Origin of the sequence: Streptomyces sp. NPDC088746, from assembly GCF_044751065.1 — a bacterium.
In the GTDB taxonomy this organism is placed as follows: domain Bacteria; phylum Actinomycetota; class Actinomycetes; order Streptomycetales; family Streptomycetaceae; genus Streptomyces.
Genome location: NZ_JBIVLA010000007.1, coordinates 303,820 through 327,132 on the forward strand (window position 1 = coordinate 303,820; position 23,313 = coordinate 327,132).

Consider the following 23,313-nt stretch of genomic DNA (forward strand, 5'->3'; position numbering starts at 1 on the left):
GGCGTGGTGTGCGGCGCGTCCGGAGCGCGACACTTGCACCCGTGTGGGTGACAAGCGGCGACCTCCCCGTCACGTAGCGTTCATTTCATGATCGACCAGCAGATGTCGCTGCGAGGGGGCGCGGCAGGAATCCCCGTGCGGCCGAGGACCGGCCGGTTCCTGGTGCTGGCCGTGGTCTTCATCTGTGCCGCGTGCGGTCTGGTGTACGAGCTGGAACTGGTCGCGCTGGCCTCGTACCTGATCGGTGACTCGGTCACTCAGGCGTCGGTCGTGCTCTCCGTGATGGTGTTCGCGATGGGCATCGGCTCGCTGCTCGCGAAACGTTTACGCGGCCGTGCCGCCGTGGGGTTCGGGCTGATCGAGGCCGCGCTGGCGCTCGTCGGCGGCACGTCGGCGCTGATCCTGTACGCCTCCTTCGCCTGGCTCGGGGAGTCGCGCTACGCGCTGGTCGGTTTCTCGCTCGCGATCGGGATCCTGATCGGCGCGGAGATCCCGCTGCTGATGACGCTGATCCAGCGGGTCGACCGTCAGGACGCGGGCGGGGCGGTCGCGGACCTCTTCGCCGCCGACTACGTGGGCGCGCTGGTCGGCGGGCTGGCCTTCCCGTTCCTGCTGCTGCCGATGATGGGCCAGCTGACCGGGGCGCTGTTCACCGGCGCGGTCAACGCGGCGGCGGGCGGAGCACTGGTGCTGTGGGTGTTCCGGCGCGACCTGGGGACCAGGGCGCGCTGGCTGCTGATCCTGGTCAACTGCGCGGTGATCGCCCTGCTGGCCACGGCCTCCGTCCTGGTCGACGACTTCGAGCGCGCGGCACGGCGCGCGGTGTACGGGGACGAGGTGCGGGTCGCCGTGCAGACCGAGGTACAGGAGATCGTCCTCACGGGGCCGGGGCGGGGCGCCCTCGACCTCTACCTGGACGGCCGGCTCCGGGTCAGCTCCCGGGACGAGCGCCGCTATCACGAGGCACTGGTGCACCCCGCGATGAAGGGCGCCCACCGGCGGGTGCTGATCCTGGGCGGCGGCGACGGGCTGGCGGCCCGCGAGGTGCTGCGCTACCCGGATGTCGCCTCGGTCGTGGTGGTCGAGCTCGATCCGGCCGTCACCCGGTTGGCCCGTACGGACCCGGCGCTCTCCCGGCTGAACGGGCACGCGTACGACGATCCCCGGCTGACGCCGGTCGCCGGGGACGCCTTCACGTGGCTGCGCACCGCACGCGAGCGCTACGACGTGGTGATCTCGGACCTCCCCGACCCGGGGATCACGGCGAGCACGAAGCTCTACGCGGCCGAGTTCTACGGGCTGGTCGTCGGGGCACTGGAGCCCGGCGGCCGGCTGGTGGTGCACGCGGGCCCGCCGGGCAGCAGACCGACGACGTTCTGGACGGTGGAGGCGTCGGTACGGGCCGGCGGACTCACGACCCGGCCCTACCGCGTCGACGGGCGTCTCATCGGGTTCGCGGCGGGGCCGGACCGGGCCGCGGCGAGCGGGGCGGAGGCACCGCGGGACTGGGGGTTCGTGCTGGCCGCCCGGCAGGAGGCGGGCCCGCTCGGGCTGGACCCGGGGGCGCCCGCCCTGCGGACGCTGGGGGAGCGGGAGCTGCTGGCCGGCCGGCGCTCGGCGGAGCGGGTGAGGCAGTACGGGGTGCTGCCGTCGACGCTGGTCCACCCGCGGTACTGGGAGGAACCGTGAGCACGGTGGTGCGGCGCGGTCCGCGCGGTGTCCGGGGTGGAAGCGCTGACGGGACGGCCGGGGCTGAGTAGGCTCGGTCGGTATGGAGCATGAGGTGTTCGTTCCGGTTCCGGTTCCGGCCCTGCGGCGGACGCTGGGTGATCCCGCCCGCGTCGCGCGCTGCGTGCCAGGACTCCAGCAGGATGCCGACGCGTCGGCGGGGCCGCTGGCGGGCCGGCTGAAATTCCGGGCCGACGGCCACACGATCACGTACCGCGGGGCGCTGACGCTGCTGCCTTCGGGCGGGGGTGACTCCTTCTCCGTGACCGGGGAGGGCGTGGAGGCCCGGGGCACGGGTTCGGCGAAGCTCGCCCTGACCGTCGGCCTCAAGGCGACGGACGGCGGCACGACGATCGGATTCACCGGCACGGTGAGCGGTGACGGCCGCATCGTTGACCTGGACACGGCCGCGGCGCTCGCTGCCGCGCAGCGGCTGCTGGACCGCTTCACGCAGCAGCTGGTGACGGAGACCCTGGCGACGCGGGGCGGGGCGGGTGAGTCCGGCGAGTCGTCCGGGGAGCCCGGAGCGGCGTCTGCCGAGGGGGCGTCACCCGAGGCCGCTGCTCCCGAGCCGTCCGCCGAATCGCACGCTCCCGAGTCGTCCGCCGAATCGCAGGCCCCCGAGTCGCCGTCCGCTTCTTCTGAGCCGTCTCCCGAGCCGACGCCCGCCGACCAGGGGTCCGTCTTCGACGCGCCCGTGCCGCCGCCGTCGCTCGACCCGTCCGCGGAGATCGAGTTCACCGTGCCGGACGAGCCGCCCGCCGAGGCCGCGCACGCCCGCCGCACGATGATCGGCCGCAGCACGGAGGAGGTCGACCACGCCCCGCCGCGTGGCCGGTACGCACCCGTCCCGGCGCCCGAGGCGGGTGCCGCGGGCATCACGCTCCGCTGGGCCGCCCCGGCAGCCGCCCTGGCGATCGCCTCGGCCGTGGTGGTGGGCAGGGCACTGCGGCGCAGGCGGCCGTGAGGAGCCGCCCCGCGCCAGTAGTGTCGGGGGGTGAGCAGAGTTGCGAAGAACGCCCGGCTGACCGCCGGCGACGTCGAATTGACCGTTGACCCCGTGAACGGCTGCCGGATCAGCAGCCTGCGGATCGGGGACACCGAACTGCTGCGCCAGGGCGAGCGGTACGGCTGCTTCCCCATGGTGCCGTGGTGCGGCCGCACCGAGAACGGCCTGTTCCGCAACGGTGGTGAGCCGCACCAGCTGCCGCTCAACTCGCCACCGCACGCCATCCACGGAACCGGCCGCGACACCTCCTGGCGGCCGGCCCGGGAGGGCGACACGGAAGCCGCCTTCTTCTACGACCTGGCCGACCCATGGCCGTACGAGGGCCGGGTGACGCAGTCCTTCGAGCTGACCGAGGAATCGCTGACGCTGAGCCTCGGCATCGAGACGTACGGGGACTCCTTCCCGGCGCAGGCCGGGTGGCACCCCTGGTTCCTCCGGAACCTCGGCGGCCAGGACGTGCGGATCGACTTCGACGCGGCCTGGCAGGAGGAGCGCGGCGAGAACCACCTGCCGACCGGCCGCCGGATCGACCCCCGGCCCGGGCCGTGGGACGACTGCTTCGGGATGCCCGCGGGCGTCGACGTGAAGCTCACCTGGCCGGGGCAGCTGGAGCTGACCGTCAAGAGCCGGGACGAGTGGGTGGTGATCTACGACGAGCAGGCGGAGGCGGTCTGCGTGGAGCCGCAGTCCGGGCCGCCGAACGGGCTCAACACGGCCCCCCGGCTGGTCACCCCGATCGAGCCCCTGGAGATCACGACGACCTGGAGCTGGGCGCGGCTCTGACCCTCCGCGGCAGCCCTTACCCTCGTTGACATGACTGACGTACGCGCTGAGCTGCTCCAGCAGATCAAGGACAAGGCCGTGGTGCACGGCAAAGTGACCCTCTCCTCGGGTCTGGAAGCCGACTGGTACATCGACCTGCGCCGGATCACGCTGGACGGCAAGGCCGCGCCGCTCGTCGGGCAGGTGATGCTCGATGCCACCGCCGAGCTGGACTACGACTGCGTCGGCGGTCTGACGCTGGGCGCCGACCCGGTGGCCACCTCGATGCTGCACGCCTCGGCGGCGCGCGGGAAGAGCCTGGACGCGTTCGTCGTCCGCAAGGCGCAGAAGGCCCACGGGATGCAGCGCCGCATCGAGGGCACGGACGTCAAGGGCCGTCGCTGCCTGGTCGTCGAGGACACCTCGACGACCGGCGGTTCGCCGCTGACCGCCGTCGAAGCCGTGCGTGAGGCCGGCGGCGAGGTCGTGGCCGTCGCCGTGATCGTCGAGCGCGGGGCCGCTCCGGCGATCGCCGAGGCGGGTCTGCCGTACGTACATGTCTACTCGGTGGCTGACCTCGACCTGGGCTGACCTGGGGCTTTCTTGGGGCGCTCCCCGTTTCACGTGAAACGGGGAGCGGCTGTTCGACGGGCAGCGTGGAGCCGAGGCGAGAGTCTGGGAAGATGTGGGCGACGATGACGTCGCCCCCAGGTCAGGGACCCAGCACTGCACACCCGCACATCCCAAGGAGCGGACAGATGCCCATCGCAACCCCCGAGGTCTACGCCGAGATGCTCGACCGGGCGAAGGCAGGCAAGTTCGCCTACCCGGCCATCAATGTGACGTCGACCCAGACCTTGCACGCTGCACTGCGCGGCTTCGCGGAGGCGGAGAGCGACGGCATCGTCCAGATCTCCACCGGTGGTGCCGAATTCCTGGGCGGCCAGTACAACAAGGACATGGTGACGGGCGCCGTAGCCCTGGCCGAGTTCGCGCACATCGTCGCCGCCAAGTACGACATCACGGTCGCGCTGCACACCGACCACTGCCCCAAGGACAAGCTGGACGGTTACGTCCGTCCGCTGCTCGACGTCTCCGCGGAGCGCGTCGCCAAGGGTCTGAACCCGCTGTTCCAGTCGCACATGTGGGACGGCTCGGCCGAGACCCTCGCCGACAACCTGTCCATCGGCCAGGAGCTGCTGGCCAAGGCCGCCGCCGCCAAGATCATCCTTGAGGTCGAGATCACCCCGACCGGCGGCGAGGAGGACGGCGTCACGCACGAGATCAACGACGAGCTGTACACGACCGTCGACGACGCGCTGCGTACGGCCGAGGCGCTCGGCCTGGGCGAGAAGGGCCGCTACCTGCTGGCAGCGTCCTTCGGCAACGTCCACGGCGTCTACAAGCCGGGCAACGTCGTCCTGCGGCCGGAGCTCCTCAAGGACCTCCAGCAGGGTGTCTCCGCGAAGTACGGCAAGCCGGCCGGCAGCCAGCCGTTCGACTTCGTCTTCCACGGCGGCTCGGGCTCGACGGCCGAGGAGATCGCCACCGCGCTGGAGAACGGCGTCGTGAAGATGAACCTCGACACCGACACCCAGTACGCCTTCACCCGCCCGGTCGCGGACCACATGTTCCGCAACTACGACGGTGTCCTCAAGGTCGACGGCGAGGTCGGCAACAAGAAGACCTACGACCCGCGCACCTGGGGCAAGGCCGCCGAGGCGGGCATGGCCGTGCGCGTCACCGAGGCCTGCGCCAACCTGCGGTCCTCGGGCACGAAGCTGAAGTAGCACGGTTCGTACGGGCGGGCCCGGTTTCCCTTCGGGGGAGCCGGGCCCGTCGCGTGTCCGCTGCGCGGGGCGCTTCCCCTGCCCGCCCCTTCCCGAACCGGGGCTCCGCCCCGGGCCCCGCTCCTCGAACGCCGGAGGGGCTGGAGCGTGAGGGCTCGGGCGGGCTGGAGGCGGGGGCTCAGCGTGGGGCGTGGGGCTCGGAAGGACGGGGGCGTCGGCATGGGGCGTGGGGCTCGGAAGGACGGGGGCGTCGGCGTGGGCGCAGGGGTGGCCGGGGGGTCGGGTAGCGGTGATGCTGCTCGTATGACTGACACGGACGGCGCGGACGGCGACGGGATCCGGGTCGCCTCGCCCGTGGGCCGGTGGGTCGTCCTGACCACGGTGCTCGGGTCCAGCATGGCTCTGCTCGACTCCACGGTCATCAATGTGGCCCTCCCCCGCATCGGCGAGGACCTCGGCACCGACATGGCCGCCCTGCAGTGGACCGTCAACGCCTACATGCTCACCCTGGCGGGGCTGATCCTGCTCGGAGGTGCGCTCGGGGACCGGTTCGGACGGCGGCGGGTGTTCGTCCTCGGGGCGGTCTGGTTCGCCGTGGCCTCGCTGCTGTGCGGGATCGCGCCGAACGCGGAGGTGCTGGTCGCCTCGCGGGCGTTGCAGGGGGTCGGGGGCGCGCTCCTCACCCCCGGTTCCCTGGCCATCATCCAGGCGAGCTTCCACCCCGACGACCGGGCCCGTGCCGTGGGGCTCTGGTCCGGGCTCGGCGGGGTCGGTGCGGCGGTCGGGCCGTTCCTCGGGGGATGGCTGGTGGACGGGCCGGGGTGGCGGTGGGTGTTCCTGCTCAACCTGCCGCTCGCCGCCGTCTGTGTGCCCGTGGCCCTGCGCCACGTACCGGAGTCCCGGGACCCGGACGCCCACGGCCGGTTCGACGTGCTCGGTGCCGCCCTCGCCGCGCTGTCCCTCGCCCTGGTCACCTACGCGCTGATCGAGGTGCCCGAGCAGGGCGCGTCCGTCACCGTGATCGGCGCGGCGCTCGGGGGTGTGGTTCTCGGCGCGGCCTTCGTACGGCTGGAGCGGCGCCGGGCCGACCCCATGGTGCCGCCGTCGATCTTCGCGTCACGGCAGTTCACGGCCGTCAACATCGTCACGTTCTGTGTGTACGCGGCCCTGGGCGGGTTCTTCTTCCTCTCCGCGATCCAGCTCCAGGTGGTCGCCGGCTACTCGGCGCTCGGCGCGGGCACCGCGCTCCTGCCCACCACGGTGCTGATGCTGCTCTTCTCCGCGTCGGCGGGCGACCTCGGCCGGCGTATCGGGCCCCGCATCCCGCTCACCGTCGGCCCGCTGGTGGCGGCCGCCGGGATCCTCCTGATGCTGCGGGTCGGCCCCGGCGCCTCCTACCCGCTGGACGTCCTGCCCGCCGTGCTGGTGCTGGGCCTCGGCATGGTCACCCTGGTGGCGCCCCTCACCGCGACCGTCCTGGCCGCCGTGGAAACCGGCCGGGCCGGGCTCGCCAGCGGCGTCAACAACGCGGCGGCGCGGGCGGCCGGGCTGCTCGCGGTGGCCGCGCTCCCGCTGCTGGCCGGGATGGGCCCGGAGGCGTACCGCGACGCGGGGGAGTTCGCCTCGACGTTCCGGCGGGCCATGCCGATGTGCGCCGGTCTGCTGGTGGCCGGTTCGGTGATCGCCTGGTGGGCCGTGCGGAAGGCTCCCGAGGCCCGGCCGGAGCCCCGGCCGGCGTGTTCGACGCACTGCGGGGTCTCGGCCCCGCCCTTGGAGCCGGAACCCCGGCCCAGGCACACTTGAACCATGTCCATCCACGAGAACCTTCTCGGGGGCCCTGCCCCGACCCACCTGCCCGACGACCCGGAGCCGCGCGAGCTGCTCGCGAGCGGCACGGCGCCCGCCGATGTCGCGGCGAAGTACCCCACCTCCTCGCTGGCCTGGGCGCAGCTCGCCGACGAGGCGTACGAGGGCGGCCGGGTCGTCGAGTCGTACGCGTACGCGCGCACCGGCTACCACCGCGGCCTCGACGCCCTGCGCCGCGCGGGCTGGAAGGGCCACGGCCCCGTCCCGTTCGAGCACGAGCCGAACCGCGGCTTTCTGCGAGCCCTGCACGCCCTCGCGCGCGCCGCGCAGGCGATCGGTGAGCAGGAGGAGTACGAGCGCTGCTCCTCGTTCCTGCGCGACTCCTCGCAGACCGCCGCCGACATCCTGGGCTGAGACGACGCCTTCCTCCGGGGCCCCGCGGGCAGCTGCCCGCGGGGCCCCGGCGCGTCCCGCGGAAGGCCGTTAGGATGCCGGGCAGGGGACCGGAGCTCCACCACCTCAGAGGAAGGGGCGGACCGCTACCCGGAAGCTCGTGTCGAGGAGACAGAAATGTCGACGAACCACCCCGACCCCGAAGCCACCGGTGCGGACAACCCGCACCTGGACTTCGCGGGAACGACTCCGTACGAGGACTACGTCCAGGCGGATGTCCTGACCCACCTCCAGCACCTGCGCTCGGACGATCCCGGCGAGATGGTCTTCCTGGTCACCACCCAGGTCATGGAGCTGTGGTTCACGGTCATCGTCCATGAGTGGGAGACGGCGGCGCACGCCCTGCGCGAGGACCGCATACCGGTCGCCCGTGACGCCCTGAAGCGTTCGCTGCGGGAGCTGGAGGCGCTGAACGCCTCCTGGAAGCCGCTCGCCGGCCTCACCCCCGCCCAGTTCAACTCCTACCGCGGGTCCCTCGGCGAGGGGTCCGGCTTCCAGTCGGCGATGTACCGCCGGATGGAATTCCTGCTGGGCGACAAGTCCGCCTCCATGCTCGTGCCGCACCGGGGCGCGCCCCGCGTCCACGCCGAGCTGGAGAAGGCGCTCCACGAACCCGGTCTGTACGACGAGACGCTCGCCCTGCTCGCCCGGCGTGGATACGCCGTGCCGCAGTCGGTGCTGGAGCGCGACCTCTCGCAGAAGTACGAGCCGTCCCCCGCGGTCGAGGCCGTCTGGGCGGAGATCTACGCGGACGCCGACCAGAACGCCGAGCTGGTACGGCTGGGCGAGGTGCTGACCGACGTCGGCGAGCTGGTGTGGCGCTGGCGCAACGACCATCTGACCGCCACCCGGCGGGCGATGGGTTCGAAGACCGGAACCGGCGGATCGGCCGGGGTCGCCTGGCTGGAGAAGCGGGCCACCAAGAGCGTGTTCCCCGAGCTGTGGACGGCGCGCAGCCATGTCTGACCTCAAGGAGCGCGCCGAGGCGCTCGACGCCGCCGACGGACTGGCCGCCCTGCGCGAGCTGTTCACCCTCGACGACACCGTCTACCTCGACGGCAACTCGCTGGGGGCGCTGCCCCGCCACGTCCCCGCGCGGATGCAGGACGTCATCACCCGTGAGTGGGGCTCCCTGCGCATCCGCTCCTGGGACGAGAGCGGCTGGTGGACCGCGCCCGAGCGGATCGGCGACCGGATCGCCCCGCTGGTCGGGGCGGCCGCGGGACAGATCGTGGTGGGCGACTCCACCAGCGTGAACGTCTTCAAGGCGGTCGTCGCGGCGGCCCGCCTCGCGGGAGAGGGCCGCGACGAGATCCTCGTCGACGCGACGACCTTCCCCACCGACGGGTACATCGCCGCTTCGGCGGCCCGGATGACGGGCCACCGTGTCGTCCCGGTCGCCCCGTCCGGCGTACCGGCCGCGCTGGGCCCCCGTACGGCGGCGGTCCTCCTCAACCACGCCGACTACCGCACGGGCCGGCTGCACGACCTGCCCGGCCTCACCGCCGCAGTCCACGAGGCGGGGGCCGTCGCCGTGTGGGACCTGTGCCACACCGCAGGCGCGCTGCCCGTGGGTCTCGACGCGCACGGCGTCGACCTGGCCGTCGGCTGCACGTACAAGTACCTCAACGGCGGGCCCGGTTCGCCGGCCTACCTGTACGTCGCCGAACGCCATCAGGCGGCCTTCGACTCGCCCCTGCCCGGGTGGACCTCGCACGCGGACCCGTTCGCGATGACTCCCGGATACACCCCCGCGGACGGTTCCGTACGGGGCAGGGTCGGCACCCCGGACATCCTGTCCATGCTGGCCCTGGAGGCTTCGCTGGACGTGTGGGAGGGCGTCGAGGTGGAGGCCGTGCGGGCCAAGTCCCTGGCGCTGACGGACTTCTTCCTGGAGTGCGTCGCCGCCTACGTCCCCGAGGGCCGGGTCACGCCGGTCACCCCGGCCGCCCACGCGGAGCGCGGCAGCCAGGTCTCCCTGCGGTGCGAGAACGCGGACGAGACGGAAGCGGTGATGCGCGGGCTCATCGAGCGTGGCGTGGTCGGCGATCTGCGCCGCCCGGACGTCCTGCGCTTCGGTTTCACCCCGTTGTACGTCGGTTTCGCCGACGCGGAGCGGGCGGCGCGGATCCTCGCCGAAGTGCTGGCGGGCTGACCCTCCGCCGCCGTGCGGGTCCACACTCCGGGCCCGTACGGCGGCGGTTCGTCGTACTGGTACCGTCCCCGCAGGTCAGTCCAGTTGGGCACGGGCCCAGGACGGTTGGAGCAGCATGTCGGATTCTGCCGCGCGTGATCGTGACGCCGCCGAGACCGAGTCGGCGTTCGCCCATCCGGTGGTCGCCCCGGACGGGTCCGCGGCCTACGGGAGCCACCCCGACCAGGTGATCGACTTCTTCGCGCCGCGGGACGGCCGTGCCGGTGCGCCGCTCGTGGTCCTGCTGCACGGCGGTGCCTGGCGGGCGCCGTACGACCGGCAGCACGTGTCGCCGTTCGCGGACTTCCTCGCACGGCGCGGCTTCGCGGTGGCCAACGTGGAGTACAGGCGCGGCGGCGAGATCCCGCGGCAGGGCACGGCGGGTCCGGTCGCCGGGCGCTGGCCCGAGACCTTCGACGACGTGGCCGCGGCGATGGACGCCCTGCCGGCACTGGCCGCCCGGGAGCTGCCGGCGGCGGATCTGCGCAAGACCGTGGTCACCGGGCACTCGGCCGGCGGGCAGCTCGCCCTGTGGGCGGCCGCCCGGCACGTGCTCCCGGAGGGGTCGCCATGGCGGCTGCCCGCCGCGCCGCCACTGCGCGGGGTCGTCGCGCTGGCGCCGATCGGGGACTTCGCGAGCGCGGTGGAGCTCGATGTCTGCTCGGGTGCGCTGCACCAGCTTCTTGGCGGCGTGGACGACTTCGAGGCGCGGAGCGCGCACGTGGATCCGGCCCTGCTGCTGCCGACGGGGATCGCGACCGCCGTCGTTCAGGGGGTGGACGACATCACCGTGCCGCAGGCCGTGACGGAGGCGTTCGTGGACGCCGCGGCGAAGGCCGGGGAGATGGTGGGAATGACGCTGCTGGACGGGGTGGGGCACTTCCCGCTGATCGACCCGTCGGCGGACGCCTGCGCCGTGGTGGCCGAGGAGATCGCCCAGCTGGCCTGGTAGTACTTGCGACGGACGGCGAAGGATCCGTATCACTGCTGACGACCGGGGCCCGGGGCGGCGCCTACCGTGTGAGCGTGACCGAGACGAAGACCAGAAGCCCGGAATTCCGGCTGGCCGCAGGGGCGATAGGCGGCCTGCGGCAGGACCTGTTCCACCACGGGTTCGATTACCGTCCCCTGCCCCCTCTTGGCACCGGCGGTCCCGTGATCAGGAGGCTGCCGGAGGCGATCCGTACGCGGGCGGTCTGGGCACCGCACGCGGTGGTCGGGGTGGTCGCGCTGATCTGCGTGCTGGCCGGCACCTTCGAGGCGAACACCTACTCGGTGTTCGGTATCGGAACCGTCATCACCGCCGGCGTTCCGGCCGCCGCCCTGCTGATGACGCTGGTCCGCCCCGTCCTCGGGTTCTGGGTGTCGATCGTGAGCACCCCGCTCGTGGCCGCCGCGGGCCAGGGGGACTGGCCGTGGGGTCCGAACGCCTTCGTGTGTCACCTGGGCGTGCTGATCGTCGTCGCGGCGAGGACCCGGCCGCGTACCGCCGCCTGGATGTGGCTGATCACCTTGTTCGCCGGGTCCTTCCTGGGCAACTTCGCCGGCCCCTACTCCTCCACCACCGCGCCCATGGCCGTCGCCTCCGCGTTCGCCCTGCTCCTCGTCACCGTGGTGCAGGTGCGCCGCGAGGCCGAGCGGGAGGTGACCGTGCAGCGCACCGTCACGGCCGTCGAGCGCGACCGGCGCACGCTCCTGGAGGAGCGCACCACCATCGCCCGTGAGCTGCACGACGTCGTCGCCCACCACATGTCCGTCGTCGCCATCCAGGCCGAGGCCGCCCCGTACCGGGTGGAGAATCCGCCGCCCGAGCTGGAGCAGGCGTTCGTGACCATCCGGGAGAACGCCGTCGCCGCGCTCACCGAGCTGCGTCGCGTCCTCGGCGTCGTACGGGCGGAGGACTACGAGGCGCCGGACGCCCCGCAGCCCACGCTCGCCGAGCTCGACCGGCTGCTGGACAACGTCCGGGAGACGGGCCTGGAGACGGAGAAGACCGTCACCGGCGCGGTGCGGGAGCTTCCGCCGGGCGTCGAGCTGTCGGCGTACCGGATCGTCCAGGAGGCACTGAGCAACACGCTCCGGCACGCGCCGGGCGCCACCGCCCAGGTGGAGATCGGCTATGTGCTCGGCGGGCTCGGGGTGCGGGTCGTCAACGGCCCCGCGCGGGGGCTGGTCAAGCCGTCGCCGGGTGCCGGGCACGGGATCACGGGGATGCGGGAGCGGGTCGCGATGCTGAACGGGGAGATGACAGCGGGGGCGTACGGGGACGGCGGTTACGAGGTCGCCGTGTTCCTGCCCGTACCGGCGCAGCGCTCCGGCGCGGAGGACGGTGAGGGCGCGTGAACGAGTCGCCCATCCGGGTCCTGATCGTCGACGACCAGATGATGGTCCGCGAGGGCTTCTCCGTGCTGCTCAACGCCATGCCGGGCATCGAGGTCGTCGGTGAGGCCGTCGACGGGCGGCAGGCCGTCTCGCAGGTCGCCGCGCTACGGCCCGACGTGGTCCTGATGGACATCCGGATGCCCGAGCTCAACGGCATCGAGGCGACCCGGGAGATCGTCGCCGCCGACGCGGACGCCAAGGTGCTCGTCCTGACCACCTTCGACCTCGACGAGTACGTCTACCAGGCCCTCCGGGCCGGCGCATCCGGCTTCCTCCTGAAGGACGCGTCGGCGCGGCAGCTCGCCGAGGGCGTACGGGTGGTGGCCTCGGGCGAGGCGCTGCTCGCTCCGACGGTGACCCGGCGGCTGATCACCGAGTTCTCGAAGATCGCCGAGGCGCCGAGACCGCCCGCCATGGCCAGGATCGGTGACCTCACCGAGCGGGAGACGGAGGTGCTCGTGCTGATCGCCCAGGGGCTGTCCAACCTGGAGATCGCCTCGCACCTGGTGGTCGCCGAGTCGACCATCAAGACGCACGTCAGCCGCATCCTGGTGAAGCTGGGGCTGCGGGACCGCACCCAGGCGGCCGTGTTCGCGTACGAGGCGAGGCTGGTCACGCCCGGATAGCGTCTGCTCATGCACGTGTCCTTCGACCCCTGGTCCCCGGCGTTCGTCGCCGACCCGTACCCCGCCTACGCCGCGTTGCGCGCCACCGGCCGGGCGCACTACTTCGAGCCGACGCGGCAGTGGCTCGTCCCGCACTACTCCGACGTGTCCGGGCTGCTGCGCGACCGGCGGCTGGGGCGGACCTATCTGCACCGGTTCAGCCACGACGAGTTCGGCGTCACCGCCCCGCCCGCGGAGCACGAACCGTTCCACACGCTCAACGGGCACGGAATCCTCGACCTGGAGGCCCCCGACCACACCCGGATCCGGCGGCTGGTCGCCAAGGCGTTCACGCCCCGGCGGGTCGAGGCGCTCGCCCCGGCCGTGGAGCGGCTGGCCGCCGGGCTCGTCGACGACTTCGTCGGGGCGGGCGGCGGTGATCTGCTGAGCGCGGTCGCCGAGCCGCTGCCGGTGGCCGTCATCGGCGAGATGCTCGGGGTCCCGGAAACCGACCGGCCCCTGCTGCGGCCCTGGTCGGCCGCGATCTGCGGGATGTTCGAGCTGAACCCGCCGGAGGAGACCGCGCGGGCCGCCGTGCGGGCGTCGGTCGAGTTCTCCGGCTATCTGCGTGAGCTGATCGCCGCGCGGCGTGCGGACCCGGGGACCGATCTGATCTCCGGACTCATCGCCGCCCACGACGACGAGGACCGGCTGACCGAGCAGGAGATCGTCTCCACCTGCGTGCTGCTGCTCAACGCCGGTCACGAGGCGACCGTCAACGCCACCGCCAACAGCTGGTGGATGCTCTTCCGGCACCCCGAGCAGCTGGCATCCCTGCGCGGTGACCACAGCCTGCTGCCGACGGCGGTGGAGGAACTGCTGCGCTACGACACCCCGGTGCCCATGTTCGCGCGGTGGGTCCTGGACGACATCGAGGTGGACGGCACCGTCATCCCGCGCGGTGCGCAGGTCGCGCTGCTCTTCGCGTCGGCCAACCGTGACCCGGAGCGCTTCGCGGACGCGGAGACGCTGGACCTGTCCCGGCGGGACAACCCGCACATCTCCTTCGGCGCGGGCATCCACTACTGCCTGGGCGCCCCGCTGGCCCGCCTCGAACTGACCGCCTCGTTCGCTGAGTTGCTGCGCAAGGCGCCTGGCATGCGGCTGACCGCGGAGCCGGAGTGGAAGCCGGGCTACGTCATCCGGGGGCTCCGGGAGCTACTGGTCGAGATCTGAGGGGAGCGGGCCCGAGAGCCGTATGCGATCCGGGTGGTGCGGGTTCGCCCAGGCGTGGAGGCCCCATGCGGACAGCGCGAGGACTGCCGCCGTGCACACGCCGGCGACGAGGGCCCGGGACCGCAGCGACCGGGGTCCGCGCAGCAGACGCAGGGTCAGCAGCCAGGTGAGCGGCGGGATCAGGGCGCCGGCGAGCAGGACGAGGGGCAGCTCCGTCCAGAGGACGGAGAGGTCCCTGCCGTGTCCCTCCAAGCCGGTGCCCATGTGCAGCCCTGTACGCGGTGACGAGCCCCAGACGTACAGGGCGGTCGCCGCCCCGAGGGCCGCCGACGCACACCCGCCGTACCCTGCCGCGTCACGTTGCTCCATACGCGTCCAGACGTGCGCGCACCACGGCCGGTTCCCTACGTGGTCCGCAGGTCCCGCCGCCGGAAGCCTTCCAGACCGAGCAGGATCAGGGCGGCGGCGATCAGCGTGAGTACGGCCATGGGCGTCCAGCTCATGGGGGCCGCGGGCAGCTGCGGCACATGGCCGAAGGGCGACACGTTGTTCATCCAGTGCGGGAACCGCAGCAGTTGGCCCAGGTAGCCGACCACGAAGGCGTACACCGGTACGGCCCAGGCCGCCGGTGCCGCCCGGGGCAGCCAGCCGAAGAGGACGGCCGCGACTCCGACCGTGACCCAGAGCGCCGGAGCGTACGCCAGCGCGGCGCCCACCAGCTTCAGGATCAGCCCGGAGTCGCCGGCCGAGGCGGCCCCCGCGACGCCGATGCCGAGCCCCGCGAGGAGCAGCATGACCGTGCCGCCCGCCAGCGCGACGGCGAAGTGGCTGCCCGCCCAGCGGGCGCGGGACAGGCCGGTCGCGAGCAGGGGCTCCACCCGGCCGGCGTTCTCCTCGGACCTCGGCCGCAGGGCGGCCGTCACCACGTACACGGCGGCGACGACGGCGAGGACCACCATGACCATCGAGGCGAAGGACTCGGCCATGGACGTGCCACCGATGTCCTCGAGGGCCTCGTGGAGCTGGTCGACGTTCTTCAGCATGTCGTCCGCGTCGCCGAGGATCGATCCGTACATCACGCCCATCAGGAACAGTCCGGCGCCGAAGCCGGCGAGCACGGAGCGGTGCAGCCGCAGCGCGAAGCCCAGCGGCCGGGTCAGGGACCTGGACGCGACCGGGCTGCCGAGCCGCGCGGCACGCAGCCCGGCTCCCACGTCCCGCCGGGTGGACAGGACGAATCCGGCGCCGGAACACAGGGAGGCGAGGGCCGCGCAGAGCAGCAGCGGCCACCAGCGGTCGTCCACGTACGGGTAGGTGCGCTGGACCCAGCCGACGGGGGAGAGCCAGGAGAGCGCGTCGTCACCGCCCGCGTCACCGGCGGCCCGCAGGACGTACGCGAGGCCGATGACCGCCATGGCCATGCCGGAGGCGCCCCGGGTGTGCGCGGTGATCTGTACGGTGACCGCCGCGACGCCCGCGAAGACGACGCCCACGGCCGCGTGCGAGAAGCCGTAGAGCAGGGAGCCGCCGGAGTCGATGGAGTCGATACCCATCGAGCCGAGACCGACGGCCAGCAGCAGCGCGAGCGCGAGGTTGGCGAGCACCGCGACGGACAGGGCGGCGGCCAGGTGGGCGTGCCGGCCGACGACGGTGGAGCGGACCAGCTCGGCGCGGTTGGTCTCCTCCTCGTCCCGGGTGTGGCGGGTGATGATCAGGACGCTCATGAGGCCGACGAGCACGGCCGTGAAGCCGAGCAGCTGGTGGCTCGTCATCGAGCCGAAGGTGTAGTCGTCGAGATAGCGCCCGGGCCCTGTCATGGCCAGTCCGGCCGGGCTCTTCATGGTGGTGACGACGGAGGCGCGGTCCGCCGGATCGGCGTACAGCGTCGTGTAGTTGCTCGCCGTGGAGGCCGTGCCGACGAACAGGGCGAGGATCCAGACGGGCAGCCGGACACGGTCCCTGCGCAGGTTGAACCGGATCAGGGTGCGGGTGCCGGCCAGTGCGCCGCCGCTGTGCGTGAGGGGCCGGGCGGGTGCGGGTGCCCGGGTGGCGGCGGCGGTCATCGGCTGCCCCCGTCGGGGTGGCCGCCCACGGCGAGCTCGTCGCCGTAGTGGCGGAGCATGAGCTCCTCGAGGGTCGGCGGATGGCTGGTCAGGCTGCGTACGCCGCACTCGGCGAGCCTGCTCACGGCGTCGTGGAGGTGGCCGCCGTCCACGGCGAACCGCACCCGGCTTCCCGTCCCGTCGTCGCCGACCTCCACGGAGTGCACCCCGGGCAGGCCGTCGAGCCCGGTGGCGGGCCGGTCCGTCTCGGCCTCGACCGTCGTACGCGTCAGATGCCGCAGCTCGCTCAGAGACCCGGACTGCACGGTCCTGCCCAGCCGGACGATGCTGATCCGGTCGGCCAGTTTCTCCACCTGGGCCAGGATGTGGCTGGAGAGCAGCACGGTCCTGCCCGCGGACTTCGCCTGAAGGATCACGTCCTGGAAGACCACCTCCATCAGGGGGTCGAGGCCGGAGGTCGGCTCGTCCAGGAGCAGCAGCTCCGCGTCGGAGGCCAGCGCGGCGACGATGGCCACCTTCTGGCGGTTGCCCTTCGAGTAGGCGCGGCCCTTCTTCGTCGGGTCGAGGTCGAAGCGCTCGATCAGCTCGTCGCGGCGCCGCTCGTCGGCCCCGCCGCGCAGACGCGAGAGCAGGTCGATGGCCTCGCCGCCCGTGAGTCCCGGCCACAGCTCCACGTCGCCGGGCACGTAGGCGAGGCGCCGGTGCAGCTCCACGGCGTCGTGCCACGGATCCTTCCCGAGCAGCTGGGCCGCGCCCGAATCGGCACGGAGCAGGCCCAGCAGGACCCGGATGGTGGTGGACTTCCCGGCGCCGTTGGGCCCCAGGAAGCCGTGAACCTCGCCGGTTTCGACGGTGAGGTCGAGGCCGTCCAGCGCGTGTGTCCGTCCGAACGACTTGTGCAGTCCGGACACGGTGATTGCCTTCGTCATGTTTCTGAAAGTACGCTGATTTCACAAAGTTGTGAAGTTAAGGAAGCGTATAAAGTTGGGCCGTGACCGGAGAAGGGGAGGCGGCGGAAGCTATGACCAGCGGGACCGGCGAGTCCGGGAGGACGGAGGACGGCGCGGGCGGGCGTGACGAGCACGCGGTGTCCCGTTTCGTCGAGCGCTTCGCGGCGGATATGACCGAGGCGGGGATGCAGCGGATGGCCGCGCGCGTCTTCGCGGCGCTCCTCGCGGACGACGACGCCTCCATGACCTCGGCGGACCTCGGGCGGCAGTTGCAGATCAGCCCCGCCGCCGTTTCGGGCGCGATCAACTACCTCACCCAGGTCAGCATGGTCGGCCGCGAGCGGGACCCCGGCTCACGCCGCGACCGTTACCGCCTGCACGACGAGATCTGGTACGCCACCTTCGCCAACCGTGACCAGGTGTTGACCCGCTGGGAGCGCACGCTGAGGGACGGCGCGCGCTCCCTCGGCGAGGACACCCCGGCGGGTGCGCGCCTCGCGGAGACGGCGGAGTTCTTCGAGTTCATGCAGACGGAGCTGGTCGGCGTCCTGGACCGTTGGCGGGAGAGCCGCACGTCCTCGGGGTGAGGCCCGGGGCGGGTCTCAGGCCTCCGCCGCCGGGAGCACCAGCCCCCAGGCGCCCGCCCGTACGGTCCATGTGCGGGTCCTGACGGGGCCCGCCACCTGTATGTCCGCCCGGTAGCGGAAGTCGGGCCCGGAGACCGTGACCGCCTTGGCCTCCGCCGTGCGGGTCGTGCCGGAGGCCGTGCGGATGACCACGTCGGCCAGACCTCCGTCACCCTGGGCGGTCACGGAGACGCCCTCGACCGGCCGGTCCAGGTCGTTCAGCAGGACCCCGTCCGCCTCGACTCTCAGCCGGTGGGACCGGGAGGGGCCCGAGGGCGAGGGCGGGGCGGGGCGGACCAGCGAGGCCACGAGGGTGCGGCAGGTGTCCCACACCGTGTGGGGCGGGCCGGGTGAGGGCCAGGCCGCGGGGATGCGCAGCTCGCCGAGGACGACCCCGTCGCTGTCGTCGACGAGCAGGTCCAGCCGGCGCACGGCACCGTCGAGCGCGGTACGCGCGGCCGCGACCGCGCCCCGGGGCACGCCGAGCGCGTGGGCGAGTTCCAGCGTGTGCGCCGCGCCGACCGGGATCAGGGAGAGCGCGCTCTCGGCCAGCTCCCGCTCACGGTGGAGCTGGGACACCGCCCGCAGCAGCGCGTGATCGTCGCCGACGACGACCGGGCGCCTGGATCCCCGCCGGTGCAGGGCTCTGGCGAACTCGTCGGGGCCGTCCGCGAAGCAGATCTTGGCGTGCGCGCCGGCGCTCAGCACATCCTTCGCGATGCGCACGGACTCGCCGTCGTAGCGGCGGGCAAGGGGGTCGATGAGCACGAGTAGCTGGTGGTCGCCGTCGCCGGGGGGCTCTGCAGCCGACACCTCGGTCCTTCCTCGGGTAGCATCTTGGTGCAAGAGCCCCTTGCGCTATTGCGCCAGGGGCTTCGTCTATTCCGGGGCACCCGGTTCGACGGCTCAGGCTTTGCCGTACATCGTCGTGCGGCAGGTACGACCTTTACGTACGCCCCCTGACCTTGGACATGCCCCGCCCGGAAGGGGTGTACGCCTGTGCCCGCACTTGTGCTGCTCGGTGCTCAGTGGGGTGACGAGGGCAAGGGGAAGGCCACCGACCTCCTCGGTGGATCCGTTGACTATGTGGTGCGTTACCAGGGCGGCAACAATGCCGGCCACACGGTTGTCGTAGGCGACCAGAAGTACGCACTGCATCTCCTCCCCTCCGGAATCCTTTCGCCGGGGTGTACCCCGGTCATCGGTAACGGTGTCGTCGTCGACCCGGCGGTCCTGCTCTCCGAGCTGAGCGGTCTGAACGAGCGTGGCGTCGACACGTCCAAGCTCCTGATCAGCGGCAACGCTCATTTGATCACTCCGTACAACGTCACCGTCGACAAGGTGACGGAACGCTTCCTCGGCAAGCGCAAGATCGGCACGACCGGGCGCGGTATCGGCCCGACGTACGCCGACAAGATCAACCGCGTGGGCATCCGCGTCCAGGACCTCTACGACGAGTCGATCCTGGAGCAGAAGGTCGAGGCGGCGCTGGAGCAGAAGAACCAGCTCCTCGCCAAGGTCTTCAACCGGCGCGCGATCGAGGCCGACAAGATCGTCGAGGAGATGCTCCAGTACGCGGAGCAGATCAAGCCGTACGTCGCCGACACGACGCTGATCCTGAACAACGCCATCGACGAGGGCAAGGTCGTCCTCTTCGAGGGCGGTCAGGGCACTCTGCTGGACGTCGACCACGGCACGTACCCCTTCGTCACCTCGTCGAACCCGACCGCGGGCGGCGCCTGCACCGGTTCCGGCGTGGGCCCGACGAAGATCAGCCGGGTCATCGGCATCCTCAAGGCCTACACCACCCGCGTCGGTGCCGGACCCTTCCCGACCGAACTTCTCGACGAGGACGGCGAGGCGCTGCGCCGGATCGGCGGCGAGCGCGGTGTCACCACCGGCCGTGACCGCCGCTGCGGCTGGTTCGACGCCCCGATCGCGCGGTACGCGACCCGGGTCAACGGCCTCACCGACTTCTTCCTCACCAAGCTGGACGTGCTGACCGGCTGGGAGCAGATCCCGGTGTGCGTGGCGTACGAGATCGACGGCAAGCGCGTCGAGGAGCTCCCGTACAGCCAGACCGACTTCCACCACGCGAAGCCGGTCTACGAGATGCTGCCGGGCTGGTCCGAGGACATCACGAAGGCCAAGACCTTCGGCGACCTGCCGAAGAACGCGCAGGCTTACGTGAAGGCGCTGGAGGAGATGTCCGGCGCCCCGATCTCCGCGATCGGTGTCGGCCCCGGCCGTACCGAGACCATCGAGATCAACTCCTTCCTGTAGGAGACCTCAGCGCGACGGCCGGACCTTCCCCCGTGGAAGGTCCGGCCGTCGCCGTTGCCAGGGGTGGAGGGCGCCCGTCAGGGGAGCTGCCGGAGGAACGCGAGCACGAACAGCGCCCCGGCGGCGGAGCAGAGGAGCACCGCCGGCAGCACCCAGCCGGGCCTGCGCTCCCCGCGCAGCGGCGCCGTCAGCCGCTTCTGCAGCCGGGCCACGCCGTGGAGCGCGGCGACCGTGGCCACGGCGCAGGGGACGGCGACGGCGAAGTGCGCGAGCCAGGCCCCCGCCCTGCCCGGGCCGCCCCAGGAGTGGTCGTAGGGGCCCTGGTCCACGAACCCGTAGAACAGCCCCCGGGCCACCGCCATCAGGAGCACGCCGGTCAGGACCAGGGAGAGCGCGCCCAGCAGCACGGTCGCGACGGCGTGCCCGGCCGCCCGTACGGCTCCCGGGCGCGGTGTGCCGGGTCCCGCGCCGGCCCGCAGCAGGGAGCGCGCGGACCCGCCGCGGCCCGCGGTGGCCGCGGCGAGCGCCGCCGCCCCGCGGGGCAGCAGGGCGACCGCGTCCCAGGCGCTGAGCGCGACGCGGCGTGCGGTGGGGGTCATCCGTCGGGTGTTCATGGGCGCGGACGCTAGGAGCGGGGCAGGCCGCGCCGCCAGATACCGGGGTGCTGTCCCCGCCCCCTACCCCGGTACTGCTCAGCCCTCCCCGCAGAGCCGCATCCCCTTCGGGGTCGCGCAGGGCAGGTGGCCGTTGGTGCGCATGATCTCCTCGCCGTAGTGGTCGAGGTAGTTCAGGAATCCGGCCACCAGGGATTCCGCGGGCGGTGATCCGTAGGTGTAGGCGTACTCGATCTCCCGGTACGGATAGCCGGTGCTCCCGATCGCGTCGACGGACGGGGTCGTGCCGTCGATCGCCAGCCGGTGCGCGCCCTGGGGCACTTCGCCGTTCCGCAGTTCGGTGTAGCCGATCGCGCCGTCCAGCTCGGCGACTTCGGACAGGACCTGGTCCGTGCCGTCGAGTTCGCACCGCATGACCGGGGCGTCGGCGTAGTCCTTGGTGGTGCAGTCGCGCGAGGAGGTGGCGAGCTCGTTGGTGTTCAGGACGCGGCGCTGGAAGACCTCGCGGGTACCGGAGTTGGCGTCCCGGCTGACGAGGCGGATCTCCAGGTCGGGGCCGCCTTCGACGATCTCGTTCCAGTTGCGGATCTCACCGCGGTAGATCCCTCTGATCTGGTCGAGGGACAGATCCTTCACCGGCACCGTGTCGTTGACCACGAGCGAGAACAACGAGATCGCGACGGGCTTCCCGTGCAGCTTGGTGAGCGCGGCGGGCCTGGGACCGTCGGACAGGGCGATCATGGCAGGCGATCCTGCCGATCCGGCCTTCGCGCCCAGGGCGTCGAGCTTCCGCACCCCGGCGTTGCTGCCATGGATGTCGAGGCGGATCTCGGCGCCCTCGCACTCGTCCTCGTACTTCTCCTCCAGCTCCTCCAGGACCGGCTCGAACGCCGTGGAGCCGGTGAGCGTGAGGGTGCCCACGGCACAGTCCATCGGGGGAGGGGAGTCGTCCCGTACGACGATGATGCCGGCGAGGGCGATGACACAGGCGGTGAGGGCCACGGTGATGAGCCTGGCCCCCCGCCCGAAGATCGGGGGCTTCTCGTCGGGGCGGGCCGCCTTGTTCCGCTCCACCTTTCCGTCCCGGATGCTCCCGGTGACGGTGACGGTGATGGGGCCGCCCACGTTCGAACCCGTGAGGAGGACCAGGAGCTTGAAGTGCTCGTTGCGGTTGAGCGGGACGCGGGGCAGCCAGATGAGGGAGCCGCTGTGCTGGACGGCGTCGTCCGGCGTGAAGGTGTCCATCAGGTGGTCGGCGCCCGGCGCGTGGGTCACGGCGATACCGCGTACGGTGCGGCCCGAGAATTCGACGGTGAGGCCCGGGTGTACGGCGCGCTGCGGGTAGTCGTCCTCGCCGATCGACTGCGAGCCGTCGTTCTCGATGCGCAGCAGGACCAGGGTGGCGTCGGCCATGCCCGGGGTCTCGTTGAACAGGCCGACCCGGACGTTGACCCGGCCCTGACTGACTCCGCTGCCTATCGGGGTGTCCATCTGCACGCGGTAGCCGATGCGCTTGCGGCGCGGGACACGGCGTTCGTACCAGAGCACACCCGCCGAGGTCAGGATGCCCAGCAGGGCGGTGAGGACGGCGACGACGTTCTCGGGGGTGAACAACGAATCCATGTCGCTCGCGCTCCGTCGTGGGTGCGGTGTGCCGGACGGCGTCACCGTACGGCCGGGGGCCGTGGGGTAGGAGAGCCTCCGGATTGCTTCCGGTGAAGTTCGCCTTCTGTTCAACAAGTCTGCGCCGGGGCGGAATTGAAGGCCCCCCGGCCTGAAGGGCGAGTTCTGGTCTAGACCTTGACAGGTCCAGACCATCGACGCTTGAGTGACCTCAACCCCCCATGGCGGCGCTCGCTCAGTGCGGGCGCCGCGACGAAGGAGTGATCACGTGTTCAAACGTGTCATGAGCCTGATCGCCGCGCTGGGCGCGGTCGTCGCGACGTTCGTCTTCCTCCCGGCCTCCACGGCATCGGCCGCCGCCTGCGCCCCGGCCTGGAGCTCCTCCTCCGTCTACACGGGCGGTGGAGCGGCCTCGTACAACGGGCACAACTGGTCCGCGAAGTGGTGGACCCAGAACGAGCGACCCGGTACGGCCGACGTCTGGGCCGACCAGGGCAGTTGCGGGTCCGGCGGCACGGAGGAGCCGAACCCCACGGGCTTCGTCGTGAGCGAGTCCCAGTTCAACCAGATGTTCCCGAACCGGAACTCCTTCTACACCTACAGCGGCCTCACCGCCGCGCTGAGCGCATACCCCGGCTTCGCCAACACCGGCAGCGACACGGTCAAGAAGCAGGAGGCGGCGGCGTTCCTCGCCAACGTCAGCCACGAGACCGGTGGCCTGGTGCACATCGTGGAGCAGAACACGGCGAACTACCCGCACTACTGCGACACCAGCCAGTCCTACGGCTGCCCGGCCGGCCAGGCCGCCTACTACGGCCGTGGCCCGATCCAGCTCAGCTGGAACTTCAACTACAAGGCCGCCGGTGACGCGCTCGGCATCGACCTGCTCGGCAACCCCTGGCAGGTGGAGCAGAACGCGTCCGTCGCCTGGAAGACCGGTCTCTGGTACTGGAACACCCAGTCCGGCCCCGGCACCATGACCCCGCACAACGCCATCGTCAACGGCGCCGGCTTCGGCGAGACGATCCGCTCGATCAACGGCAGCATCGAGTGCAACGGCGGCAACCCCGCCCAGGTGCAGAGCCGCATCGACAAGTACCAGGCGTTCGTCCAGATCCTCGGTACCACGCCCGGCTCGAACCTGAGCTGCTGAACCCGGCCCCACCCCGGGGAGCGGGGGCGTGTCCGG

Annotated in this window: 22 protein-coding genes; 16 read left to right on the top strand and 6 right to left on the bottom strand. The window is 72.0% G+C overall.

Annotated features, from left to right (window positions below):
* The first annotated feature begins 87 nt into the window (after nucleotides 1-87).
* The 13 genes from ACIP63_RS28910 (at nucleotide 88) to ACIP63_RS28970 (ending at nucleotide 13,965) form a co-directional block, all read left to right on the top strand.
* Nucleotides 88-1,689, top strand: coding sequence for a polyamine aminopropyltransferase (locus tag ACIP63_RS28910; RefSeq protein ID WP_401521341.1), 1,602 nt, complete (start codon nucleotides 88-90; stop codon nucleotides 1,687-1,689).
* An 82-nt stretch (nucleotides 1,690-1,771) separates the two neighbouring features.
* Entirely contained in the window at nucleotides 1,772-2,695 is a 924-nt protein-coding gene (locus ACIP63_RS28915; protein WP_401521344.1) for a carbon monoxide dehydrogenase, read from the top strand.
* Nucleotides 2,696-2,725: 30 nt separating this feature from the next.
* On the top strand, nucleotides 2,726-3,520 hold the full coding sequence (locus tag ACIP63_RS28920) for an aldose 1-epimerase (RefSeq protein WP_401521345.1): 795 nt from the start codon (nucleotides 2,726-2,728) through the stop codon (nucleotides 3,518-3,520).
* Nucleotides 3,521-3,550: 30 nt separating this feature from the next.
* On the top strand, nucleotides 3,551-4,090 hold the full coding sequence (pyrE, locus tag ACIP63_RS28925) for an orotate phosphoribosyltransferase (protein ID WP_356717009.1): 540 nt from the start codon (nucleotides 3,551-3,553) through the stop codon (nucleotides 4,088-4,090).
* Between the two features lie 167 nt (nucleotides 4,091-4,257).
* On the top strand, nucleotides 4,258-5,289 hold the full coding sequence (fbaA, locus tag ACIP63_RS28930; RefSeq protein ID WP_401521347.1) for a class II fructose-bisphosphate aldolase: 1,032 nt from the start codon (nucleotides 4,258-4,260) through the stop codon (nucleotides 5,287-5,289).
* Nucleotides 5,290-5,592: 303 nt separating this feature from the next.
* Nucleotides 5,593-7,092, top strand: a complete 1,500-nt coding sequence (locus ACIP63_RS28935) for an MFS transporter (protein WP_401521350.1) — start codon at nucleotides 5,593-5,595, stop codon at nucleotides 7,090-7,092.
* 3 nt (nucleotides 7,093-7,095) lie between these two features.
* Nucleotides 7,096-7,509 (top strand): DUF3151 domain-containing protein, encoded by a 414-nt coding sequence (locus ACIP63_RS28940; protein ID WP_033296606.1) that lies wholly within the window; start codon nucleotides 7,096-7,098, stop codon nucleotides 7,507-7,509.
* A 156-nt stretch (nucleotides 7,510-7,665) separates the two neighbouring features.
* A complete protein-coding gene (locus ACIP63_RS28945; protein WP_104787114.1) occupies nucleotides 7,666-8,514 on the top strand; it encodes a tryptophan 2,3-dioxygenase family protein in 849 nt (282 codons plus the stop codon).
* Entirely contained in the window at nucleotides 8,507-9,703 is a 1,197-nt protein-coding gene (kynU, locus tag ACIP63_RS28950; RefSeq protein WP_401521353.1) for a kynureninase, read from the top strand. The genes ACIP63_RS28945 and kynU overlap by 8 nt, the downstream gene beginning before the upstream one ends.
* A gap of 115 nt (nucleotides 9,704-9,818) precedes the next feature.
* Nucleotides 9,819-10,694 carry an alpha/beta hydrolase gene (locus tag ACIP63_RS28955; RefSeq protein WP_401521356.1) on the top strand — a complete coding sequence of 292 codons (876 nt, stop codon included), beginning with the start codon at nucleotides 9,819-9,821 and terminating at the stop codon, nucleotides 10,692-10,694.
* Between the two features lie 74 nt (nucleotides 10,695-10,768).
* Nucleotides 10,769-12,085, top strand: coding sequence for a sensor histidine kinase (locus ACIP63_RS28960; protein WP_401521358.1), 1,317 nt, complete (start codon nucleotides 10,769-10,771; stop codon nucleotides 12,083-12,085).
* Entirely contained in the window at nucleotides 12,082-12,750 is a 669-nt protein-coding gene (locus tag ACIP63_RS28965) for a response regulator (RefSeq protein ID WP_401521360.1), read from the top strand. The genes ACIP63_RS28960 and ACIP63_RS28965 overlap by 4 nt, the downstream gene beginning before the upstream one ends.
* Nucleotides 12,751-12,759: 9 nt before the next feature.
* Nucleotides 12,760-13,965 (top strand): cytochrome P450, encoded by a 1,206-nt coding sequence (locus ACIP63_RS28970; protein WP_401521362.1) that lies wholly within the window; start codon nucleotides 12,760-12,762, stop codon nucleotides 13,963-13,965.
* On the opposite strand, the gene ACIP63_RS28975 is transcribed toward ACIP63_RS28970, so the two are convergent.
* From ACIP63_RS28975 to ACIP63_RS28985, 3 genes are all read right to left on the bottom strand, one after another.
* Nucleotides 13,948-14,229 (bottom strand): hypothetical protein, encoded by a 282-nt coding sequence (locus tag ACIP63_RS28975; protein WP_401521364.1) that lies wholly within the window; start codon nucleotides 14,227-14,229, stop codon nucleotides 13,948-13,950. The two genes, ACIP63_RS28970 and ACIP63_RS28975, sit on opposite strands and share 18 nt — an antisense overlap.
* A 140-nt stretch (nucleotides 14,230-14,369) precedes the next feature.
* A complete protein-coding gene (locus ACIP63_RS28980; protein WP_401521367.1) occupies nucleotides 14,370-16,028 on the bottom strand; it encodes an ABC transporter permease in 1,659 nt (552 codons plus the stop codon).
* A complete protein-coding gene (locus tag ACIP63_RS28985; RefSeq protein WP_401521369.1) occupies nucleotides 16,025-16,957 on the bottom strand; it encodes an ATP-binding cassette domain-containing protein in 933 nt (310 codons plus the stop codon). The genes ACIP63_RS28980 and ACIP63_RS28985 overlap by 4 nt, the downstream gene beginning before the upstream one ends.
* 92 nt (nucleotides 16,958-17,049) lie before the next feature.
* Between ACIP63_RS28985 and ACIP63_RS28990 the strand changes: the two genes are divergently transcribed.
* Entirely contained in the window at nucleotides 17,050-17,565 is a 516-nt protein-coding gene (locus tag ACIP63_RS28990) for a GbsR/MarR family transcriptional regulator (RefSeq protein WP_401521651.1), read from the top strand.
* 15 nt (nucleotides 17,566-17,580) lie between these two features.
* On the opposite strand, the gene ACIP63_RS28995 is transcribed toward ACIP63_RS28990, so the two are convergent.
* Complete coding sequence (locus tag ACIP63_RS28995; protein WP_401521371.1) at nucleotides 17,581-18,417, bottom strand: diacylglycerol kinase; 837 nt, start codon at nucleotides 18,415-18,417, stop codon at nucleotides 17,581-17,583.
* A 186-nt stretch (nucleotides 18,418-18,603) separates the two neighbouring features.
* Here ACIP63_RS28995 and ACIP63_RS29000 point away from each other — a divergent pair, with 186 nt between their 5' ends.
* A complete protein-coding gene (locus ACIP63_RS29000; protein WP_401521373.1) occupies nucleotides 18,604-19,887 on the top strand; it encodes an adenylosuccinate synthase in 1,284 nt (427 codons plus the stop codon).
* A 77-nt stretch (nucleotides 19,888-19,964) separates the two neighbouring features.
* Here the strand turns inward: ACIP63_RS29000 and ACIP63_RS29005 are convergent, their stop codons facing one another.
* Together ACIP63_RS29005 and ACIP63_RS29010 are read right to left on the bottom strand one after the other, a co-directional pair.
* The gene (locus tag ACIP63_RS29005; RefSeq protein ID WP_401521375.1) at nucleotides 19,965-20,501 is read right to left on the bottom strand and encodes a hypothetical protein; all 537 of its coding nucleotides are present in this window, start codon (nucleotides 20,499-20,501) and stop codon (nucleotides 19,965-19,967) included.
* Between the two features lie 78 nt (nucleotides 20,502-20,579).
* Nucleotides 20,580-22,124 (bottom strand): substrate-binding domain-containing protein, encoded by a 1,545-nt coding sequence (locus tag ACIP63_RS29010; RefSeq protein WP_401521378.1) that lies wholly within the window; start codon nucleotides 22,122-22,124, stop codon nucleotides 20,580-20,582.
* 268 nt (nucleotides 22,125-22,392) lie between these two features.
* Here ACIP63_RS29010 and ACIP63_RS29015 point away from each other — a divergent pair, with 268 nt between their 5' ends.
* Nucleotides 22,393-23,277 (top strand): glycoside hydrolase family 19 protein, encoded by an 885-nt coding sequence (locus ACIP63_RS29015; protein ID WP_401521380.1) that lies wholly within the window; start codon nucleotides 22,393-22,395, stop codon nucleotides 23,275-23,277.
* Nucleotides 23,278-23,313: the final 36 nt, after the last annotated feature.

What these genes read in the sequence shown, in the direction of transcription:
- ACIP63_RS28910 (WP_401521341.1), top strand. Translation starts at nt 88, where the DNA reads ATGATCGACCAGCAGATGTCGCTGCGAGGGGGCGCGGCAGGAATCCCC.
- ACIP63_RS28915 (WP_401521344.1), top strand. Translation starts at nt 1,772, where the DNA reads ATGGAGCATGAGGTGTTCGTTCCGGTTCCGGTTCCGGCCCTGCGGCGG.
- pyrE (WP_356717009.1), top strand. Translation starts at nt 3,551, where the DNA reads ATGACTGACGTACGCGCTGAGCTGCTCCAGCAGATCAAGGACAAGGCC.
- fbaA (WP_401521347.1), top strand. Translation starts at nt 4,258, where the DNA reads ATGCCCATCGCAACCCCCGAGGTCTACGCCGAGATGCTCGACCGGGCG.
- ACIP63_RS28935 (WP_401521350.1), top strand. Translation starts at nt 5,593, where the DNA reads ATGACTGACACGGACGGCGCGGACGGCGACGGGATCCGGGTCGCCTCG.
- ACIP63_RS28940 (WP_033296606.1), top strand. Translation starts at nt 7,096, where the DNA reads ATGTCCATCCACGAGAACCTTCTCGGGGGCCCTGCCCCGACCCACCTG.
- ACIP63_RS28945 (WP_104787114.1), top strand. Translation starts at nt 7,666, where the DNA reads ATGTCGACGAACCACCCCGACCCCGAAGCCACCGGTGCGGACAACCCG.
- kynU (WP_401521353.1), top strand. Translation starts at nt 8,507, where the DNA reads ATGTCTGACCTCAAGGAGCGCGCCGAGGCGCTCGACGCCGCCGACGGA.
- ACIP63_RS28955 (WP_401521356.1), top strand. Translation starts at nt 9,819, where the DNA reads ATGTCGGATTCTGCCGCGCGTGATCGTGACGCCGCCGAGACCGAGTCG.
- ACIP63_RS28970 (WP_401521362.1), top strand. Translation starts at nt 12,760, where the DNA reads ATGCACGTGTCCTTCGACCCCTGGTCCCCGGCGTTCGTCGCCGACCCG.
- ACIP63_RS28975 (WP_401521364.1), bottom strand. Translation starts at nt 14,229, where the DNA reads ATGGGCACCGGCTTGGAGGGACACGGCAGGGACCTCTCCGTCCTCTGG.
- ACIP63_RS28980 (WP_401521367.1), bottom strand. Translation starts at nt 16,028, where the DNA reads ATGACCGCCGCCGCCACCCGGGCACCCGCACCCGCCCGGCCCCTCACG.
- ACIP63_RS28985 (WP_401521369.1), bottom strand. Translation starts at nt 16,957, where the DNA reads ATGACGAAGGCAATCACCGTGTCCGGACTGCACAAGTCGTTCGGACGG.
- ACIP63_RS28990 (WP_401521651.1), top strand. Translation starts at nt 17,050, where the DNA reads ATGACCAGCGGGACCGGCGAGTCCGGGAGGACGGAGGACGGCGCGGGC.
- ACIP63_RS29005 (WP_401521375.1), bottom strand. Translation starts at nt 20,501, where the DNA reads ATGAACACCCGACGGATGACCCCCACCGCACGCCGCGTCGCGCTCAGC.
- ACIP63_RS29010 (WP_401521378.1), bottom strand. Translation starts at nt 22,124, where the DNA reads ATGGATTCGTTGTTCACCCCCGAGAACGTCGTCGCCGTCCTCACCGCC.